Below are 20,038 nucleotides of genomic sequence, written 5' to 3'. Positions count from 1 at the left end.
GAGGATAAGGAATGGATCGTTTCGATGCGATGCGCGCCTTTGCACGCGTGGTGGAGGCCGGTAGCTTCACAAAAGCTGCCCAAACGCTGCATATGAGCAAAACCACGGTGACGCAGCTCATCCAGCAGACTGGAAGCGCGTCTGCGCGTCAAATTGCTCCATCGCACCACCCGCAAGCTCGGCGTCACTCCCGATGGCGCGGTCTACTACGAACGCGTCATCCGCCTGCTCGCGGACATGGAAGATGCTGAAAACAGCCTGTCCAGTGCGGCGATTACGCCCAGGGGACGGCTGCGGGTGGATGTGCCCAGTCCGCTGGCCCGCCTCGTCCTGGTGCCGGCGCTACCGGCTTTCCATGCGTGCTACCCTGATATCCAGTTCGACATGGGCGTGAGCGACCGAGTGGTGGACCTGATCGGCGACAACGTGGATTGCGTCCTGCGCGGGGGCGAAATCAACGACCAGTCCCTGATCGCCCGCCACGTTGGTGATTTGCAAATCGGCGTGTACGTCGCGCCGAGTTATGTGGCACGCCTTGGCGCCCCCGCGCGCCCGCAAGAGCTGGAAAACACCGACCATCGCATAGTGGGATTTTTGTCCTCAAGCACCGGTAAGATTGATCCTCTGGTCCTGCACTGTGAGGGGGAACATATTGAAATCAAGAGCAGCTACGTACTTGCCGTGGATGATGGCAATGCTTACCTTGCCGCCGGACTCGCTGGATTGGGCGTGATTGCGCTGCCAACCTATATGGCGGCGGCGCATCAGACTCGTGGATCCTTGATTCCGTTATTTGAACAATGGCGTATTAATCCCATGCCCCTGTACCTGGCATTTCCGCCGAACCGCCACGTCAACGCCAAACTGCGAGTTTTTATTGATTGGATCATTGAATTGATGCAGCAGCATGCCCCTCATTCCAACAATAAGTAACGCCATCCCAGCCATTCTCTCATCAGCGTCGATTCACGATCGAGTGGTGAACGACCATCTGTGGCCATTTTTTCATTGGATTTACGCGGGATGACAACTTTTATCCCTCTTCTTTTCAGTTCGTTACGTAACGCATGTCCGGAGTAGGCTTTATCAGCCAGTACTGCATGACCACGGCGCTTGATACTTCCGTTCTGGCGCTGAACACCGATACCGTCCAGAAGACGTTGTGCAAACTGGCTTTCGTGAGCCTGACCGGGACTCAGTACGATGTTTAACGGCAGACCACTTCCGTCTGTCGCCAGATGAATTTTGGTGCCAAAACCACCGCGAGAGCGACCCAGCCCATTATCTCCGGTGATATCGGGTTGTTTTTTTGCGCACCGGCAGCACATTTCAGCGCCCGGATATTGCTGCCATCCAGTGCAGTGGCCGACCAGTCCACGAGGCCATGTGCATCCAGAGCTGAAAGTAACTTGTTGAAAATAATGTTAATCACACCCGATTTTGACCATCGGTTAAAGCGGTTATAAACGGTCTTCCATGGGCCGTACCGTTCAGGTAAATCACGCCATGGTGCACCTGAACACAGCACCCAGAACATGCCGTTGATGATCATACGATGCTCCGCCCACGGACGCCCGGCCTGTGGAGAGGCAGACGCTGGCAGAAAGGGTTGGATGATAGTCCATGCTTCATCGGGAATGTCGTAGCGAGCCATAGTTTAATATGTTGTGGAAACAGACAGTTACTATAGCTCAGGTGATTACGGGACACAGCCTAAAACAGTTCTTTATTACCCCACACTCAGGTCTGGCGTGAGGAATAGCAATACCTTCATCAAAGACATAATAGGCACCATACTCCTTTGTATTATTAATTACTGCTTTAGGATAATCGCTAGTGACAAATCCACCTACAATTAATGGCTGCGCCACTATTTCGATTATCTCATCCCATGAATCGACATTAATACCGATCTGAACACACTGGTTCTCAGAGAGAAAATCTTTAATACCCATACCACCTCATATATTTTTGCGAATAGTGTTCCTTAACTCATCAATTTTAACAAAAACATCATCAACACAATTTCTGTAACGCTTACTGGCGGCGTAAGCTTTGACAGCCTGGTTATATTTCACCATAAGAATTTTTTGCGTCGAGTTATCCGTCGGATTTTCCGCCAAAGCGGCTTCTAACTGTGATAGTTCCTGCATAATTCCCTCAGCCTCGGTGTCATGATTATCCCCCTGCGGCTCTGCGGAATTAAATAATTTTTTTAATGATGAAAACATATCGCCTCCTGATTATTTATTACGTTTTTGCCTGGGGAGAACAGCTATACCCGTGATCATTGAAACTGCTTGATTTCATGCAGTCAGGGGATCATGCTTAATTCATGAACATCAGACTCTCACCCGAACAGATTGCAGCCCTTGAGGCTCAGCACCGCCTAAGCCGTGACCGCCGTGTCTGCGACAGAATTCGCTGCGTACTCCTCTCTGCTCAGGGCTGGTCAACGACCATGATTGCGCAGTCCCAGCTTATCCATGAGACCACCGTCCTGCGCCATATCGCGGATTATCTTGATGAGGGTAAGCTGACCTCTGAAAACGGTGGTTCTCAGGAGCATCTCAGTTCTGCGCACTCAGCAGAGTTAATCTGTTTGCTGACCGATGACGTACATGTGAGTACAGCCAGTATTGTTGCCCTCGTCAGCGAGCGTTTCGGTGTGTCTTACTCCATTCCGGGGATGAACAAGTGGCTTCACCGCAATGGTTTTTCATGGAAAAAGCCGACGGGCGTCCCGCATAAGTTCAGCGAAGAAAAACAGCAGCAGTTCATGGCTGAATATGAGGCTCTGAAGCTGACGGCGGGTGACAGCGAACCCATCCTGTTTATGGATGCGGTGCATCCCACGCAGTCAACGAAACTGAGTGGTGGCTGGATACGCCGGGGTGAGCGCAAAGCGGTTAAAACCACCGGCAGCCGTACCCGGATGAATATCATCGGGGCACTCAGCCTGAACGACATCGCCCGGACAGTGACCTGCGATTATGCGCAGATTAATGCCAGAACCATTTGTGAGTTTTTCATCGCTATCCGGCAGACTTACCCGGTCAGGCAGAAAGTGCATCTTATACTGGATGGTGCACCGTATCACCGTGCCTCACTGGTGCAGGACTGGGCGGTGGTGATGAATATTGAACTGCACTACCTGCCTCCTTACAGCCCGAATCTGAATCCGATTGAGCGGTTGTGGAAGGTCATGAATGAGCATGCCCGGAACAACCGGTATTTTGCCACGGCGAAGGCCTTCCGGGCGGCAATAAACGGATTTTTCAGCGATACCCTGCCAGTGATAGCCGGGCAACTGACCTGTCGGATTAACGATAATTTCCAGACACTCAGACCAGCATCTTCGGTATGATTGGGTAAATGAAATTGTATTCACGCTCAGGCGCTGTTTAATTTGTCCTTTCACCAAAACCAGAGGACTGATCAATGATAGAAACCGAAGCCTTTCTGTGGAAAAAACAAGTATCTCCACTCCTGCTTGTTCGCCACGAAAAAGTCTTACAGGAACCTGGCGATGATCAGGTGCTGATTGAGAATCGGGCTATTGGCATCAATCCTGTAGACTGGAAGTAAGTATCCTCCGGCAGAGCCGGAGGCTTTAGGGGGAGCGCCTCAAAGGCGCCGACAAACCATGAGCCGCCCAAGGCGGCTGCTATACGTTCAGTTTCATTTGATCGTATCGTTCGTCTCTCTCTCCTGGTTGCGTATGTATGCCCTGACCGTGGCTTCATCCAAACCAACGGTTGAAACGAAATATCCTCGTGCCCAGAAAACTTCTCCGGTGAAGTTTTTACCTCTGCCGAAGTGTCGTGCTATCGCTATCGCGCTTTTTCCCTTCAGATAGCCGACGACTGTCGATACCGAGTACTTTGGCGGTATGCTGATGCACATGTGGACATGATCACGCATCAGATGCCCCTCCAAAATCTGACAGCCCTTCTGGCTCGCAAGCTCGTGGAATATTTTTCCCAACTCATGCCGCAGCGCACCATATAACCGCTGTTTCCGGCGTTTAGGGATATAAACCACGTGATATTTACAGTCCCATTTCGTATGGCTTAAGCTCTGATAGTCTCTCATCACGAATCCTCATCTCTTGGCGGAGATTTCAGATTCGCGCGACTGACTTAAAGGTCAAACCTTTCGGAGTCCCCCGGCAATGCCGGGGGTTTACCGGATTTAATTACTGAATGGTCTATCAGATATCTGGCAAATTGACCAAATCCCAGGTGTAGATGGTATGGGTGTCATAGCCGCCACAGGCCGAAACGCCACGCATCTGCGCCTTGGTTCTCGGGTAATGTACCATACCGATCTTCGATTCGACGGCAGTTTTTCCCGCCATACAATAGTCAACGCTCATGCAGTTATTTCTGTTCCCGAGCATATCAGTGATATCAGCGCGGCAGCGTTACCCTGCCCGGGTCTGACGGCCTGGCAGGCAGTGCAAAAAGTCCCTCATCTCTCTGGTGAGAACGTGCTTGTCAGCGGTGCCGGTGGTAGTGCTGGCAGCCTGTTAACACAGATGCTTATTCAGGCAGGCGCTAATGTTTATGTCACCGCCAGCGGCAGGCATCATCAAAAATTGCTCAACCATGGGGTCATCCAGTGCTTTGACTATGGCCATAGGTCATGGACAGATGAGTTGAATCGCGCACTGGGCGAAAAACCGCTGTACGCTGCTTTCGATACCGTCAATCAGCAAAATGCACTATCTCTGGCGGGATTACTGGGTTATTACGGCCATCTTGTATGTATTCAGGACAGATTGGAAAAAGCGCCATTACCACCGTTCACGACCAGTATCTCGCTTCATGAAATTGCTCTGGCAGCCATTCATGCATACGGTAGCAATGTACAGTGGAGTCGGTTACGTCAAGCCGGCGAAAACATGCTGCAACAGATCGGTCGCTGCGAGTTGATTATGCCGTTTATTCAAACCGTTGCGTTTGATGACATTCCACAGACGCTTGAAACGTTAAAAGAGAATAACAATGGCATAAAATATGTTGCGGTAGTGTAGCGGGTTGAGGTGGATTTGGTTTTATTGAATAAAGAAATCCAAAAATCTGCTTTGCTAAAAGGCGGCCATGCACCAAATCCTTAATCAGTTACAGAGTGAATGATTAATATAAGGGAATGAACTTAACAAACTGCAACTTGAAGTATCATGTGTATAAGTTGTTTACGCACTACCATCCTGCAACTTGAAGTTAATTGGGTATAGCTATTGATAGGTTAAAAAAAGACGAAAAAATGTGATGTACATCACTTATAAAACAGGAATCTTTGCAGAGAAAATCCACAACACAATGTTTTAATTGAATTTTGTTTTATCTTTCTTTTTTTCAGGAAATGGCTATGTTTTCCAAAAAATGGCGTGCTGATTTTGTGATAAGTTTCACATTAAATGAGAATATAAGGAGAGAAAACGCTAAAAATATCGGTATCTGTACGCTGACAAGGATAGTGAGGTACCGCTGTCGGGGGAATGGAATTGCTTTATCACCGCGGATATAGCGGGATGACGCAGAGTGAGCGATGGGTTTCTGTAACGGCCAGGAGTACGAAAAATCTTTCGTTACGTACCACAACTCGAATGGATACTGTCTCTCAGTGGAGACCGGATTATCAAATACAAAGTTCGCCGGCAGTAAGCAGGATATATTCAAGGGTTCAGTAGTTTGAGCAGCCGATACGCTCAGATTATCCATATTGACGGAGCCATCCGCCAGGAAACGATAAGCCACGGAGCGGCTTATCACAGCGGCATGAGATAATCGGGTATTTGCAGTTCAGGCTGAAGTTTACTACTGAAACGTTTTAACCAGCGTTCGTCCGCCTGCTGCAAATGCGAGCAAAGCGCCTCGGCAGCCGCCTGCGGCTGATGGTTCAATAACAGATCGTAAATGCACAGATGCTCTTTCAGCGCATCTTCAATCAAAGAAACAGGAATATGCAGCACCGGATCGAAGAGATAGCGGGTAGGCACAAACAAATTTCTCGTGCGCGCCAGCACCTGTAAAATCTCGACGTTCGGGCACCAGGATAGCAGCGTAACATGCAAGTCGTTTTCGACGACATCGGTATCAAAGCCTTCACGCGGAAACCCGTCCAGCGATTGCACGACCCGCTCTCTGGCCTGGCGCAAATAGCTTTCCGGCACCCTCGGCGCGGCCTGGAGCAAAGCCTGCGGCTCCAGCAGCCAGCGAATTTCATAGAGGTGGTGCGTTTTTTCCGGCGTCACCTGCGGCGCTATCCAGCGACCCGACGCCTCTTTACTCACCAGCCCCACGCTGTGCATGCGGGCGAGCACGTCGCGTACAACGGTGCGGCTGACGTGAAAATGCTCCGCCACCCTTTCTTCGATAATGCGCACAGAGTTGAAAATCACGCTGGTACAAATGGTTTGCTCCAGCTGGTTATACATACCTTCCCAACGCGCCACCGCCGGGATTTTGATCTCATCCAGCGTCGCATGCTGCGGGACGCTTTGCGCGTTGCGTTTACCGGCAACCTCGTAACCGCGCCCCTGAACTTCCAGAATCAGCTGCTGCTCGCAAAGCTTACGCAGCGCGTAGCGCGCCGGGGAGCGGCTGATGCCGAACGCTTTCGACACATGCGCTTCCAGCAGTTTTTCACCGGGCGAGAGACGACCATCATCGATCATTGTTTTCAGCAATTGAAAGGCGCGATCTTGCAAAGAGTGTCTGTCCGTCGATCCTGACATAGTTAATATTTTCAAGCCCTGTTAGACGGTTATCGGGAAAAGCGCCGGGTGCTTCGCTGTTCATTATTGTAACGGCGACAGGGACTGTCCAGTGATTCCCGTTGCGCACGGGCCATTCCTCTGCTTCTGATTGTGATCGCTTTCACGTTACATGACCAAATAGTGACCAATTTATCATTTCGTTAACTTTTTTTTGACACCTTAAATACTTTCCCATTAACTAAATGCACATTGAATGCAAAGTACGTTTTACGATAATCCACGACCTTGAGGATGAGAGAACGATGAAACTAGTGCGCTGGGGAGAAGCAGGTAAAGAGAAACCGGGGATTGTTGACCCGCATCAGCAGATACGTGATGCCAGCCAGCTGGTGGACGACTGGAGCGCGGAAACCCTTACTGCGGAAAATTTACAGCGCCTGCAGGCGACTGCCCTCGATTTACTGCCGGTGGTGCCCGCAACAACGCGTCTTGGCCCCTGCGTCGCCCGGCCGGGCAAGATCGTTTGCGTCGGACTGAACTATCGTGACCATGCCGCAGAAGCCGGGATGGCCCTACCCGCGGAACCCATTCTGTTTTTGAAAGTCACCAGCGCCATCACCGGGCCGAACGATCCCATTGTCATCCCGCCGCTGGCCAGCAAAGTCGACTGGGAAGTGGAGCTGGGGGTGGTGATTGGGCAGCATGGCCGCAATCTGACGCAACGCGAAGCGTTACAGCACGTCGCCGGGTATTGCGTGTTCAATGATGTTTCCGAACGAGCCTGGCAGATAGAGCGCGGCGGGCAGTGGGACAAAGGAAAAAATGCCGATACCTTTGCGCCGCTGGGCCCGTATCTGGTCACCGGTGATGAAATTGACGACGTACAAAATCTGGATCTATGGCTGGAGGTCGACGGCGTGCGTCGTCAGGACAGCAACACGCGGGAAATGGTGTTTGGCGTCGCCGAGCTGGTCGCCTACATCAGCCAGTTTATGAGCCTGCACCCTGGCGACATCATCGCCACCGGCACGCCTGCCGGGGTCGGCATGGGGTTTAAGCCGCCGGTTTATCTCAAGCCGGGCCAGCAGATCCGCCTCGGTATTAGCGGGCTGGGCGAACAGCGGAACCTTCTTGTCGCCGCCGGCGGGACAGCGCGATGAAACCCGTCATCACCAGTCTCGACGACTTGCAAAAGCTGGCGCGTCGGCGCGTGCCGAAGCTGTTTTACGACTATGTCGATAGCGGTTCATGGAGCGAATCCACCTACCGCGAAAATAACGACGATTTAACCCGTCTGCATTTTCGCCAGCGGGTGGGCTGCAACGTGGAAAATATCACCACCCAAACCGCCATTCTCGGCGAGGCTGCTTCGCTGCCGCTGGTCCTGGCGCCGACCGGGCTTGCCGGTATGGTACATCCCGATGGCGAGATCCTGGCCGCGCACGCCGCCGCTGCCGCCGGCGTGCCCTTCACCCTCTCCACCGTCAGTATTTGCAGCATCGAAGATGTCGCGAGTCAGCTGGCCCGGCCGTTCTGGTTCCAGCTGTACATGATGAAAGATCGGGCCTTTATCGCCGATCTGATCGAGCGCGCCAAAGCCGCAGGCTGTTCCGCGGTGGTGTTAACCCTGGATTTACCGATCCAGGGACAGCGCCACAAAGATATCCGCAACGGGCTGTCGGTGCCGCCGAAGCTGGGGCTGGCCGGGATGTTGGGAATGCTCGCCCATCCCCGCTGGTGCGCGGCGATGCTGAAAACGCCGCGCCGGACATTCGGCAACATCGTCGGCCACGCCCGGGGAGTCACCGATACGCTGGGTTTTGCCGACTGGGTGAGCCGCCAGTTCGATCGCAGCTTCTGCTGGGAGGATATCGACTGGGTGAAACAGCGCTGGGGCGGCAAGCTGGTAGTAAAAGGCGTGATGGACGGCGAAGACGCCCGCCGGGCGTTTCAGGCTGGCGCCGACGCTATCGTGGTTTCTAACCACGGCGGACGCCAGCTTGACGGCGCGCCGTCCACCATCAGCGTGCTGGCGGCGATTGCCGATAGCGTCGCCGGGCAGGGAGAAATCATCATGGATAGCGGCATTCGCAGCGGCCAGGACATCGCGCGCGCGCTGGCGATGGGCGCCGACAGCGTGATGATTGGCCGCGCCTTTCTCTACGGCCTCGGTGCACTGGGCGGTAACGGGGTCACGCTGTGCCTCGACATATTACGCAAAGAATTAGAATCGACGATGGCGCTGTGCGGCGCCACCAGCCTCGGCCAGCTCAGCCCCGACACGATCGTCGATTATCCCTGGCCCTTAACGTCGGGCCATTCGTCACCCTACCCTGTTCGCCTCAGCCCGGCGCTGCGGCACTCTGAACCCTGAAGCTGAATATTAAAAGGAGCGTTATCTATGTTTGGTGATTATAAAATGCACGCCAACAGCGGCGTTAACCCGCCGTACTCCCCGGCCTACCCGGTTGAGTGGGAGTGCCCGCTGCGCACCCTGGAGGTGGTGACGAGAGTGGAAGTTGGCAAAATAGAAGCCCTGCTGCGGGATACGCCCTTCGAACGGGTCAACGATCGGGTCGCGTTTCGTTTTATGCTCTCGCCGGGCCATACGCTAGCCGTCCACAGCGGCGAGATGTTTGATTTGATGGTGACCGTGCCGGTGCGCTATCAGTCGCTGTTTACTCAGACGCATATCTTTATGTATTGCAGCGATCCGATGGGCATTTGCGCCGGGCGCGAGCTGTTTGGCTACACCAAAAAAGATACTCATTACGCTTTTAATGAAACGGCGGACGGCAAAATCGAAGGCTGGGTGCGGCGGCGCAATGTCCCGCTGGCGGACTTCAGCTTTACCCCCGATCCTTCGGCGCCGCTGGTCATGCTGACCGATGAAGCCGAGCAGCCGGGCGGGGAAATCCACGTTCGCCGCCTGCCGGATCCGGAAAAACTGGCGACCGCTTATGCCGATGTGGTGTACCGCCGCACGCCGTTACAGTACTCCACCCCGGTACGTGGTCGCATCGACTGGAAGCTGTATGCCAGCGAGTTCGATCCCATTGCCGCGCTGGATCCGGAAGTCCTCAGCGCGCACTTTATGACCTCGGACGTCTACGGCGGCGGTTTTGCCGTTGAAGACCGCCGGTTGCTGGCCCGCCTGCAACCCTGAAACCGGAGACTGCGATCGTGAAGAATCCTGTAGCCATTATTACCGGCGCTGGCGGAGGGATCGGGTGCGCCGTCGCCGTCAAACTGGCCCGCAGCGGATGGCGGCTGGTACTGGCGGACCGAACCCTGCCGGCGCTGGAAAATTGCCGCCGACAATGCGCGGCGCTGGGCGCGACGCCGCAATGCGTCGCGGGAGATATGCGCAACGAACAGGATGTCGCCGCGCTGGTTGACGCCGCGCTATCGGCATTCGGCGGCTGTCAGGGTTTTGTCAGCAGCGCGGGTGTCGCCGGTTCGGTTGAGGCCATTGAGGATTACCCGTCGGAGATCTTCCGTCAGGTGCTGGAGATCAATACCCTCGGCACCTTCTATTGCCTCAAATACGCCCTGCCGCTGCTGAGGTGCGCCGGCGGCAGCTTTGTCGCCATCGCTTCCACTTCCGCGATCCGCGGCCGGGCCAATATGTCCGGCTATGTCGCCAGCAAACATGCGGTACTCGGTCTGGTCAGGAGCAGCGCTCTGGAGTGCATCGGCAGTCATGTTCGGGTGAACGCCGTCCTTCCCGGGCCGACGCAGACGCCAATGATTGATGACATTAATCACATGGCGGCACAGCGCTCACAGGGAGAGCGCATTGCGCGCGCAGTGGCCGCCCCCTACGGAAAGCCGGAAGACGTAGCCAATACGGTGGCTTTCTTACTGTCAAACGAATCCAGCCATATCAACGGCGCTGCGTTGGTGACGGACGCAGGCAGCACCGTGGCCTGATATCCCACAACCACAAGGGACATACCATGAACTCAAAAGCCATCACGGCGCAGCTTGCGCCGCGGATCACTGCGCAACATAAGCGGGCGCTTGTCGCCGCCTGTATCGGCAATTTTATTGAGTATTTTGACTTTGTGATTTACGGCTATTTCGCTTCGGTTATCGCCCGGCTGTTCTTTCCGGCCGAGAGCCAGGCGGCCAGCCTGCTGTTAACGTTCGCCGTATTCGCTATCAGCTACGCTTCGCGGCCGCTCGGCGGCATTATCTTTGGTCATCTGGGGGATCGCTACGGGCGCAAAACGCCGCTGGCGGTGGCGATTATGCTGATCGCCGCCTCAACAACGCTGATCGGTTTGATGCCGACTTATGAATCGATTGGCATCGCGGCGCCCATCATCCTGACCCTGGCGCGGCTGGTGCAGGGGATTTCCGTCGGCGGCGAATACGGCGGCGCGACATCGTTTATCTCTGAATACGCCCCGGCCAACCGACGCGGCCTTTATACCGGCTGGCAAACCTTTACCATCGGCCTGGCGCTACTGGTCGGCGGCGGCGTGGCCTCGCTGCTAACCGCCCTGCTGTCGCCGGAGGCGTTGCATAGCTGGGGCTGGCGACTGCCTTTTCTTGCCGGGCTTCCGCTGGGGTTCGTCGGGCTTTATTTGCGCCTGAAGCTGGAAGAGACGCCGCACTTCGCCAACGTGAAGAAAACCGCCAAGGCGGTACATGCTCCTCTGCTGGCGGGACTGCGCCAGGAATGGCGCGCGGTATTGATCGGCATGGGCCTGATCGCCGCGCCTTCCGCCTGCATCTACATCTACTATATTTACTCGCCGACCTACCTTTCGGTGGTTCGCGGGTTCCCTCTGGCGGAGGCGCAGCGCGCCAATTTATACAGTCTGATATTTTATTGCTGCCTGCTGCCCGGTTTCGCCTGGCTGAGCGACATCGTCGGCCGCCGCCCGCTGATGATCGTCAGCACCCTGGCGATAGCCCTGATCACCTACCCGGCGTTTCACCTGCTTGATGTGAACCATTTCAACCAAACCGTGCTGGGCCTGTGCCTGATGAGTCTGGCTTTCGCACCCCATTCGGCGGCGGCGCTATGCGCGATGGCGGAGATTATGCCAACCCGACTGCGCTATACCTGCCTGTCGGTCAGCCTGAATATTCCGGTTACGCTGCTGGGCGGCACCGCGCCGTTTATCGCCACCTGGCTGGTAAGCAGCACCGGCGACCTGCAATCTCCCGCGTGGTTTGTTATCGCGGCAGCCGTTGCCAGCCTGGCGGCGGCACTGGCCTACCGCGAAACGTTACATAGCGGATTACGCCACAATTAATATTTTTACCGGTGGATACCTTGCCGCCGGCCGGCAAAATCATCGGGCACACCGCGTCGAGTCTGTCCACAAAGTGGCTACTTAACTCTGTGGATAACCTGGAGTCAGATTGCTGCAAAGGCCGTGAGACCGACCGCAGCGGCGAATGGGCAAATTTTAACCAGTAGCGACTTGCCGCGCCTCATAACTCTTTGATGCGCTTCACGGTAAGCAGGTTCGTTCCTTCTCTGCCTGGCGGCTGCATAAAAAAAGCCTGTTCCGGAAACGGAGCAGGCTTTTTACTTCCTTAATTCTTACGCGTTCAGCTACGCTAGCCGCCGAACGTGGACTGAATCGCGGAATAGCCGATATTTACCGGCATGCCGGAACGGCGCAGCATGGCCTCGCTGGCCCGGTTCGCCTCAACGCCCTCTCCCTGAACAAACGCCTGGATCCCCGCGGTCACAGGCAGCGGCACTTTTCTGTCCGATTCGTATTCCGCGCGGTTGCGCGAGAGCGGCTCGTGAACTTCAAGCCAGCGGCTGCCGTCCGGCTCGAGGGTATATTTCACCGGCCGATCGATAATCTGCACCCGCGTCCCCACCGGAACGTTATCGAAGAGATACTTGATATCATCGTTACGCAGACGGATGCATCCCTGGCTTACGCGCAGCCCGATACCGAAGTTGGCATTAGTACCATGAATGGCGTACAGCCTGCCGATATAGATGGCATACAGCCCCATCGGGTTTTCCGGGCCGGCAGGCACGAATGCGGGCAGGCTTTCGCCTCTTTTGGCATATTCGCGGCGGGTGTTCGCCGTCGGCGTCCAGGTCGGCGCTTCCTGCTTGCGTTGCACCGCGGTCACCCAGTTGCGCGGCGTTTCGCGGCCCGCCTCGCCGATGCCGATCGGCAGAACCTCAACCGTCGTCCCCTCCGGCGGGTAGTAGTAAAGGCGCATTTCCGCGACGTTAACCACAATCCCCTCACGTACCGTATCGGGCAGAATAAGCTGCTGCGGTACGGTCAGCGTCGAACCCGACTTCGGTAAATAGACATCAACCCCCGGATTGGCTTCGAGCATATTGCTCAGTCCCTGCCCGTACTGCGCGGCAAACGCCTCCAGCGGAAGCGTATTACCGTCCGGGACGGTGATGGTTTGCGGGCTACCCACAAGGCGGCTTCCTTCCGGCGGCAACGGGTAGCTAACGGCCAGAACGCTCTGGCTTGACAGGATAAATAACAGAGAGCAAAGCAGTTTCACACGCCGCACCATTTCCCTTCCTCAGTCGCGACAATCGTGAATGAATTATAGCTTTATTATCGAAATGTTATATACCAACGCACGGCGGCGGAGCCCCTTCCCTTGTCCACTGCCGGTATTCCGCTAGATCTGGTAATCAATCGCCGCCTCTTCCGGCTCCATCGCCTGGCGTTTAATCTCATCCAGCGACAGCCCGGCGTTGCACAGCTCGATAAAGCGCCAGACGTAGTTACGCTGCAGCTGTCCGCGCTTTAGGCCTAGCCTGACGGTATTGGCATCGAACAGGTGTCGGGTTTCAAGACGCGTGAAGGTGTCGGACTCTCTGGCATCGCCCGACTGTTCGGCAACCAGCCCAACCCCGAGGCCAAGTTCAACGTAGGTTTTAATGACGTCGGAATCCTGGGCGCTAAGCACGATATCCGGCATCAGCCCTTTGCGATTGAAGGCCTCATCGATACGCGAGCGCCCGGTGATGCCCTGACGATAGGTAATCAGCGGCCAGCGGGAAATAGCTTCCAGAGTGAGCGGCGTCACCTGCACCAGCGGATGATCTTTTGGTACCAGCAGGCTGTGGTGCCAGCGGAACCAGGGGAAAGCCACCAGCGTCGGATCGTTGCTCAGCCGCTCGCTGGCGATGCCGATATCGGCCCCTCCGTTGTGCAGCAGCGCTTCGATCTCCTGCGGCGTCCCCTGCACCAGCTCCAGGCGAACGTCGGCAAAAAGCTCGCGAAACGCTTTAATTACCGGCGGCAGGCTATAGCGTGCCTGGGTATGCGTCGTGGCGATGGTCAAGACGCCCGAGGCGTCGTTGGTAAACAGATCCGCAAGACGGCGGACGTTGCTGGCTTCATTAAGAATGCGTTCAGCAATCGAGAGCAGCGCTTTACCCGGTTCCGTCATCCCCAGCAGACGTTTGCCGCGTCGGATAAAGATTTCAATCCCCAGCTCTTCTTCGAGTTCACGAATATGGCGGCTGACGCCCGATTGCGATGTGTAGAGCATATTGGCGACTTCCGTCAGGTTGTAGTCCTGACGGGCCGCTTCACGAATTATTTTTAGCTGCTGGAAATTCACCCTTGCCTCCGGGCTATCAGACATAACATATGCTCTATTGTTAAAGTCTGTTGTCCCTGCTAACAAATAATAAAAACCAGCAACTTATTCCATTCGGGAATATACGTTAACTCACCAACAGCAGTTCACGGTTCTCCAGCGAAGGGCGGCTCACCAGCGACAGTAAGATCTCCTTCACCGCCTGCGCCTGCGGCGACAGGCTTCCCTTGGCGGACATATTCAACGATAGCGACAGGCTCATTGACGGCGTGCTGATGCGCGCCATCCAGCCGTTGGCGGCGCTGCACAGCGAGCGAGCGGCGGATTCCGGCAGCACGGTGGCCCCCATTCCGCTGGCTATCGCCGCGGTTAAGGTGGTAATAGACTCGATCTCGCCGATGATTTTTGCCGACAGCCGCCGCAGGGTGAAGGCCTCGGTCACCCTCGCTCGCACCGCGCTATAATCGCGGGGCAGGAACAGATTCATCTCGGCAACCGCCGTCAGATCGACGCTTTGCCCCGGACAATCCCGGGTTCCGACCAGGTACAGATCCTCTTTCAGCAGCGGCTGGCTGACGATACCGGCAACCGGCGAGCGCTCGTACAGCACCGCCATATCCAGCTGACCGCTGAGCAGCTTATCGTTAAGGATCGTCCCGCTGCTCTCCTGCAGGTAGACCATCACTTCGGGAAGCTCGTTACGTACCGTCTGCAGAAGCGGCATCGTAATGGCGGATGCCGCCGTTCCCGGCGCGAGGCCGATAGAGACCTGGCCGCTAAGAATATGACCCACGTTATTGACCGCCAGCCTGCGCCTGCTCGCACTGGCGCAGAATGGTCCGGGCATGGGTATAGAGGATTTTCCCCGCTTCCGTCGGCGTCACGCCTCGTTTAGTACGAATCAGCAGCTGCTGGTCCAGTTCGCCTTCCAGGGTCGCAACCTGCTGGCTCAGCGCGGGCTGCGCGATATGCAGGACTTCGGCTGCCTGAGTCAGGCTGCCGATATCGACGATTTTCACAAAATATTTCAGTCGTCTTAAGTTCATTTTGCCTCCGGTAAGGAACGCCAGTACCCACGCTGGCAATTGAGATACGGAGGTTTTGCAATTTACTTGCCACTTTTATTATCGCCGGCGTAAAAGCCGCAGAACGCGGCGTAATAAGCGATTCCGATTGTTGCAGGGAATTTTTTTGCCCGGTAAGCGGATTACGATATGCCCCATTAGGGGTACATTTGCACCATCGCGGTGCGCAGCGGCACAAAACTGCGCGAACGTTCTCCGACTGCTGAAATTGTCAGCAGTCAAACTCATTCCGATGATTCAGCCTTTGACAAGGTGGAGCGGCGCCGTTAATATGCGCCCCGTTCACACGATTCCTCTGTAGTTCAGTCGGTAGAACGGCGGACTGTTAATCCGTATGTCACTGGTTCGAGTCCAGTCAGAGGAGCCATATTTAGAGAAGCCCGCTTAAGGAAACTTAAGCGGGCTTTTTGTTTTTCATGACGCTCTGTAAATCCTTATGTGATTCTGATTCAACAGGTTAGTGTGAAAAGTCTTCCCGATGCATTTTCAGTTTTCCCTCTGCATTGGAAGAATTTGGTGGTCAAATCTGGGGTCAAGTTGGTTTGAAGTGGTCAACTAGGCTGTGTCCCGTAATCACCTGAGCTATAGTAACTGTCTGTTTCCACAACATATTAAACTATGGCTCGCTACGACATTCCCGATGAAGCATGGACTATCATCCAACCCTTTCTGCCAGCAGCGTCTGCCTCTCCACAGGCCGGGCGTCCGTGGGCGGAGCATCGTATGATCATCAACGGCATGTTCTGGGTGCTGTGTTCAGGTGCACCATGGCGTGATTTACCTGAACGGTACGGCCCATGGAAGACCGTTTATAACCGCTTTAACCGATGGTCAAAATCGGGTGTGATTAACATTATTTTCAACAAGTTACTTTCAGACTCTGGATGCACATGGCCTCGTGGACTGGTCGGCCACTGCACTGGATGGCAGCAATATCCGGGCGCTGAAATGTGCTGCCGGTGCGCAAAAAAACAACCCGATATCACCGGAGATAATGGGCTGGGTCGCTCTCGCGGTGGTTTTGGCACCAAAATTCATCTGGCGACAGACGGAAGTGGTCTGCCGTTAAACATCGTACTGAGTCCCGGTCAGGCTCACGAAAGCCAGTTTGCACAACGTCTTCTGGACGGTATCGGTGTTCAGCGCCAGAACGGAAGTATCAAGCGCCGTGGTCATGCAGTACTGGCTGATAAAGCCTACTCCGGACATGCGTTACGTAACGAACTGAAAAGAAGAGGGATAAAAGTTGTCATCCCGCGTAAATCCAATGAAAAAATGGCCACAGATGGTCGTTCACCACTCGATCGTGAAGCCTACCGCAATCGCAATGTTGTTGAGAGGTGCTTTGGTCGCCTGAAAGAATACCGCCGCATTGCCACACGTTACGACAAAACGGCGAGGAATTATCTGGCGATGGTGAAACTGGGTTGCATCCGATTGTTTTACAAGAGGTTATGTAATTAAGGGACACAGCCTAACCAGCCGGATGGTTTTGACTGCCCCGGCTGCGCATGGCCGGACAAAGAACATAAATCAACCTTTCAGTTTTGCGAAAACGGCGCCAAGGCGGTGACGTGGGAAGCCACCCATAAACGCGTAACGCCCGAATTTCTTCGCCACAACAGCGTCACCTCGCTGCTGGAGCAAACTGATTTCGAGCTGGAAGGATACGGTCGCCTGACGCACCCGCTGCTGTATCACCGGGAGAGCGATACTTTCCAGCCCGTAGAGTGGGAACAGGCCTTTGCCCGAATCGGCGAAATTTTACGCGGGCTGCCGGCGGAACAGGTGGAGTTTTATACTTCGGGTCGCGCATCCAATGAGGCCGCTTACCTGTTTCAGCTCTTTGCCCGCGAATACGGCACCAACAATTTTCCCGACTGCTCCAATATGTGCCATGAAGCCACCAGCGTGGGATTGCCACGTTCTATTGGTATCGGTAAAGGCACCGTTTCGCTGGATGATTTTGACAAAACGGAGCTGGTCATCTCTATTGGTCACAACCCGGGAACCAACCATCCAAGAATGATGGGCACGCTCCATGAACTTGCCCGGCGCGGCGTGCCGATTATTGTGCTTAACCCGCTGCGCGAGCGCGCCCTTGAGCGTTTTGCCGATCCGCAAAGCGTTATCGAGATGGCCACCTACAGTTCAACCGACATCGCCTCGACCTATTTTCAGGTGAAAGCCGGCGGCGATGCTGCCGCGCTAAAAGGGGTAGCTAAGCATCTGCTGCAGCTTGAAAATCAGCAAGGCAACGTTCTCGACCGGGAGTTTATTGCCGCCCATACCAGCGGTTTTGCTGATTTTGCCGCCGATATCGCCGCCACGCCCTGGGCGGCGATTGAAGAGGAGTCAGGTTTAACTTGCCAGCAACTGGCAAGCGTGGCGGAAGCGTATGCGCAATCCAAAGCCACGATTATTACCTATGGGATGGGCATCACTCAGCACAACAGAGGAACCGCAAACGTCCGCCTGATCGCCGATCTGTTGCTAATGAGGGGCAACATCGGTAAGCCGGGCGCCGGTATTTGCCCGCTTCGCGGCCATTCCAACGTTCAGGGGAACCGGACGGTCGGGATCACCGAAAAACCCCCGATCGCGTTTCTCAACCGGCTTGAACAGGTTTTTGGCTTTACTCCCCCGCTCAAACACGGGCATGACGCGGTCCAGGCCACGCAGGCCATCATCGACGGGCAGGCGAAAGCGCTCATTTGCCTTGGGGGGAACTTTGTCGTCGCCATGCCGGACCACGAGCAGAGCTTTCCGGCAATGCAGAACCTGGCGCTGGGCGTCCACATTGGCACCAAACTAAACCGGACGCATCTGCTGGTCGCCGAAGAAACCTTTATTCTCCCCTGCCTGGGCCGTACCGAACTGGACATCCAGCGCAGCGGCAAACAGTCCATCACCGTGGAAGATTCCATGTCGATGGTCCACGCGTCTTCCGGGAAGCTGAAACCGGCATCGCCCCTGCTACGCTCGGAGCCGGCGATTATTGCCGGTATGGCGCAGGCCGCCTTGCCGGACACCCGGGTCGCCTGGTCAGAACTGATTGCCGATTACGATCGCATCCGCGAATGCATTGAACAAACGATCCCAGGGTTCGATAACTACAACGCGCGGATCCGCGTACCCGGCGGATTCCGCATGCCCCTTCCGCCGACGGAACGGATATGGCCAACCCCAACCGGCAAAGCGATGTTCTCCATTTTTCATGGAGTAAATGAAAACCTGGCAGGGGAAGGCGAGCATATTCTGCGGCTCATTACGTTGCGCAGCCACGATCAATACAACACCACGATTTATGCGATGGACGACAGATATCGTGGCGTTTTTGGCCGCCGCGATATTCTTTTTATGAACGAAATCGATATGGCGAGCCTCGGACTGGAGCATGGTGACCGCGTCGATATCAAAACCGCGCTGCCCGGCAGCGCGCTTTGCCTCCGCGATATTACCGTGGTGGCGTATAGCATTGCGCAAGGATCGGTTGGCGCGTATTACCCCGAAGCCAACGTTTTGGTCCCCCTGGATTACGTGGATAAAGACAGCGGCACCCCGTCCTATAAGTCGGTGCCGGTGCAGGCTGACTTTACGTTCGAAAGATATACGCCCGCTGCGGCATTGAACATAGACAGCGGCCAATACTGCTGATAATCGCTTCGGACATCGTTAGCTCCCCGGTTTACTACAGACGCCAGCCTTCAGCACGGTTACGCGCCTGCCAGAAATCGGCATAGCGACCGCCTGCGGCCAGTAATTGCTGATGGTTGCCCTGTTCGATAATCTGCTGCCGATCCAGCACCAGAATCTGGTCGGCGTTTTGGATGGTCGAGAGCTGATGGGCAATAACCAGCAGCGTACAACGATGGTGCAGAGAGTGTAATCCGGCGGCGATCGCGGACTGATTCTCTGCATCAAGAGCGCCGGTGGCCTCATCCAGCAGCAGTATCGGCGCGTTTTTCAACAATGCGCGCGCGATGGCGACGCGCTGGCGTTCACCGCCCGAAAGCAGGCCGCCGCCCTCGCCAACCTGACTTTGCCAGCCATCCGGCAGGCGTTGCAGCAGTTCGTCCAGCCGCGCCAGCCTGACCACCTGCGCAATTTCCTGCGCAGCGGCGTGCGGATTGCCAATCAATACGTTTTCCCGCAGGGTGCCGCTGAACAGATAATTGTCCTGAAAGACTGGCGCGATCAGTGACATGTGCTCGCGACTGCTTAACTGGCGCAGATCGGTGCCTCCTAGCGTAATGCTGCCGCTGTCGGGATCAAAGAAGCGCGCGATCAAACGCATAAGGGTGGTTTTACCGGCGCCAGAGAGGCCCACCAGCGCCGTGGTGGTATTGGCGGGCAGCGTAACCGACACATTTTTCAGGATCGGCCGCTCGGGTTGATAGCCAAAGGTCACGTTATGCAGCTCAATGCTGGCCTCGCCGCCGTATGGCTGCGGAGCGTCGGCCTGCGGCAACGGTTGCTCGGCCAGTACCCGTTCCACCGCATTCATTTGGGCAGAGGCCATGCGGATCCCGGATCCATAGGCGGCCACTTCGGTAAGAGGATCAATCACCCGATTAATCAGCACCAGCAGCGCCAGTAGCGTGACCAGCTGCTGCGGATCGCTATCGGCCAGCCCCAGCCAAGTGACGCTGGCCATCAA

Annotated in this window: 16 protein-coding genes, 1 tRNA gene and 4 pseudogenes; 12 read left to right on the top strand and 9 right to left on the bottom strand. The window is 55.4% G+C overall.

Going from position 1 to position 20,038, the window contains the following annotated elements; translation table 11 throughout:
- Positions 1-11 precede the first annotated feature (11 nt).
- A pseudogene (locus ABOC21_RS08815) lies at positions 12-933 on the top strand (LysR substrate-binding domain-containing protein).
- 29 nt (positions 934-962) lie between these two features.
- Here ABOC21_RS08815 and ABOC21_RS08810 read toward each other — a convergent pair.
- The 3 genes and pseudogenes from ABOC21_RS08810 to ABOC21_RS08800 all read right to left on the bottom strand — a co-directional run.
- Positions 963-1,654, bottom strand: a pseudogene (locus ABOC21_RS08810) (IS5 family transposase); the annotation flags it as partial.
- A gap of 37 nt (positions 1,655-1,691) precedes the next feature.
- Positions 1,692-1,955 (bottom strand): PTS sugar transporter subunit IIA, encoded by a 264-nt coding sequence (locus ABOC21_RS08805; RefSeq protein WP_426814284.1) that lies wholly within the window; start codon positions 1,953-1,955, stop codon positions 1,692-1,694.
- Positions 1,956-1,961: 6 nt separating this feature from the next.
- Positions 1,962-2,231, bottom strand: coding sequence for a hypothetical protein (locus tag ABOC21_RS08800; RefSeq protein ID WP_426814283.1), 270 nt, complete (start codon positions 2,229-2,231; stop codon positions 1,962-1,964).
- A gap of 104 nt (positions 2,232-2,335) precedes the next feature.
- On the opposite strand from ABOC21_RS08800, the gene ABOC21_RS08795 reads away from it, so the two are divergent.
- On the top strand, positions 2,336-3,367 hold the full coding sequence (locus ABOC21_RS08795; protein WP_426812791.1) for an IS630 family transposase: 1,032 nt from the start codon (positions 2,336-2,338) through the stop codon (positions 3,365-3,367).
- 74 nt (positions 3,368-3,441) lie between these two features.
- Positions 3,442-3,588 carry a hypothetical protein gene (locus ABOC21_RS08790; protein WP_426812792.1) on the top strand — a complete coding sequence of 49 codons (147 nt, stop codon included), beginning with the start codon at positions 3,442-3,444 and terminating at the stop codon, positions 3,586-3,588.
- Positions 3,589-3,681: 93 nt separating this feature from the next.
- Here the strand turns inward: ABOC21_RS08790 and tnpA are convergent, their stop codons facing one another.
- Positions 3,682-4,095, bottom strand: a complete 414-nt coding sequence (gene tnpA / locus ABOC21_RS08785) for an IS200/IS605 family transposase (RefSeq protein ID WP_426812793.1) — start codon at positions 4,093-4,095, stop codon at positions 3,682-3,684.
- Positions 4,096-4,255: 160 nt separating this feature from the next.
- On the opposite strand from tnpA, the gene ABOC21_RS08780 reads away from it, so the two are divergent.
- A complete protein-coding gene (locus ABOC21_RS08780) occupies positions 4,256-5,038 on the top strand; it encodes an alcohol dehydrogenase (RefSeq protein WP_426812794.1) in 783 nt (260 codons plus the stop codon).
- Between the two features lie 738 nt (positions 5,039-5,776).
- Here the strand turns inward: ABOC21_RS08780 and ABOC21_RS08775 are convergent.
- Positions 5,777-6,697, bottom strand: coding sequence for a GntR family transcriptional regulator (locus tag ABOC21_RS08775; RefSeq protein WP_426814282.1), 921 nt, complete (start codon positions 6,695-6,697; stop codon positions 5,777-5,779).
- Between the two features lie 332 nt (positions 6,698-7,029).
- On the opposite strand from ABOC21_RS08775, the gene ABOC21_RS08770 reads away from it, so the two are divergent.
- From ABOC21_RS08770 to ABOC21_RS08750, 5 genes are read left to right on the top strand one after another with little or no spacing between them, the layout of a single operon-like run.
- Positions 7,030-7,887, top strand: a complete 858-nt coding sequence (locus ABOC21_RS08770; RefSeq protein WP_426814281.1) for a fumarylacetoacetate hydrolase family protein — start codon at positions 7,030-7,032, stop codon at positions 7,885-7,887.
- Positions 7,884-9,101 (top strand): alpha-hydroxy acid oxidase, encoded by a 1,218-nt coding sequence (locus tag ABOC21_RS08765; RefSeq protein WP_426814280.1) that lies wholly within the window; start codon positions 7,884-7,886, stop codon positions 9,099-9,101. The genes ABOC21_RS08770 and ABOC21_RS08765 overlap by 4 nt, the downstream gene beginning before the upstream one ends.
- A 27-nt stretch (positions 9,102-9,128) precedes the next feature.
- Entirely contained in the window at positions 9,129-9,893 is a 765-nt protein-coding gene (locus ABOC21_RS08760) for an acetoacetate decarboxylase family protein (RefSeq protein WP_426814279.1), read from the top strand.
- Positions 9,894-9,910: 17 nt separating this feature from the next.
- Complete coding sequence (locus ABOC21_RS08755) at positions 9,911-10,660, top strand: SDR family NAD(P)-dependent oxidoreductase (RefSeq protein ID WP_426814278.1); 750 nt, start codon at positions 9,911-9,913, stop codon at positions 10,658-10,660.
- 26 nt (positions 10,661-10,686) lie between these two features.
- Entirely contained in the window at positions 10,687-11,997 is a 1,311-nt protein-coding gene (locus ABOC21_RS08750; RefSeq protein WP_426814277.1) for an MFS transporter, read from the top strand.
- A gap of 310 nt (positions 11,998-12,307) precedes the next feature.
- Here ABOC21_RS08750 and ldtA read toward each other — a convergent pair whose 3' ends face one another.
- The 3 genes and pseudogenes from ldtA to nac form a co-directional block, all read right to left on the bottom strand.
- Positions 12,308-13,252, bottom strand: coding sequence for a L,D-transpeptidase (gene ldtA, locus ABOC21_RS08745; protein WP_426814276.1), 945 nt, complete (start codon positions 13,250-13,252; stop codon positions 12,308-12,310).
- Between the two features lie 111 nt (positions 13,253-13,363).
- Complete coding sequence (gene cbl, locus ABOC21_RS08740; RefSeq protein WP_426815446.1) at positions 13,364-14,314, bottom strand: HTH-type transcriptional regulator Cbl; 951 nt, start codon at positions 14,312-14,314, stop codon at positions 13,364-13,366.
- A 106-nt stretch (positions 14,315-14,420) separates the two neighbouring features.
- Positions 14,421-15,339: pseudogene (nac, locus tag ABOC21_RS08735) on the bottom strand (nitrogen assimilation transcriptional regulator NAC).
- A 330-nt stretch (positions 15,340-15,669) separates the two neighbouring features.
- Here nac and ABOC21_RS08730 point away from each other — a divergent pair.
- From ABOC21_RS08730 to ABOC21_RS08720, 3 genes and pseudogenes are all read left to right on the top strand, one after another.
- Positions 15,670-15,745, top strand: a tRNA-Asn gene (locus ABOC21_RS08730).
- A gap of 251 nt (positions 15,746-15,996) precedes the next feature.
- Positions 15,997-16,842 (top strand): IS5 family transposase, encoded by an 846-nt coding sequence (locus tag ABOC21_RS08725; RefSeq protein WP_426812496.1) that lies wholly within the window; start codon positions 15,997-15,999, stop codon positions 16,840-16,842.
- Positions 16,843-16,854: 12 nt separating this feature from the next.
- Positions 16,855-19,009: pseudogene (locus ABOC21_RS08720) on the top strand (FdhF/YdeP family oxidoreductase); the annotation flags it as partial.
- Positions 19,010-19,069: 60 nt separating this feature from the next.
- Here the strand turns inward: ABOC21_RS08720 and ABOC21_RS08715 are convergent.
- Entirely contained in the window at positions 19,070-20,035 is a 966-nt protein-coding gene (locus ABOC21_RS08715) for an ABC transporter ATP-binding protein (protein ID WP_426814275.1), read from the bottom strand.
- Between the last annotated feature and the right edge of the window lie 3 nt (positions 20,036-20,038).

Source organism: Klebsiella sp. WOUb02 (assembly GCF_050058015.1).
In the GTDB taxonomy this organism is placed as follows: domain Bacteria; phylum Pseudomonadota; class Gammaproteobacteria; order Enterobacterales; family Enterobacteriaceae; genus Klebsiella.
The sequence above is the reverse complement of the archived record's forward strand: the minus strand, read 5'-3'. Positions and strand labels throughout refer to the sequence as shown.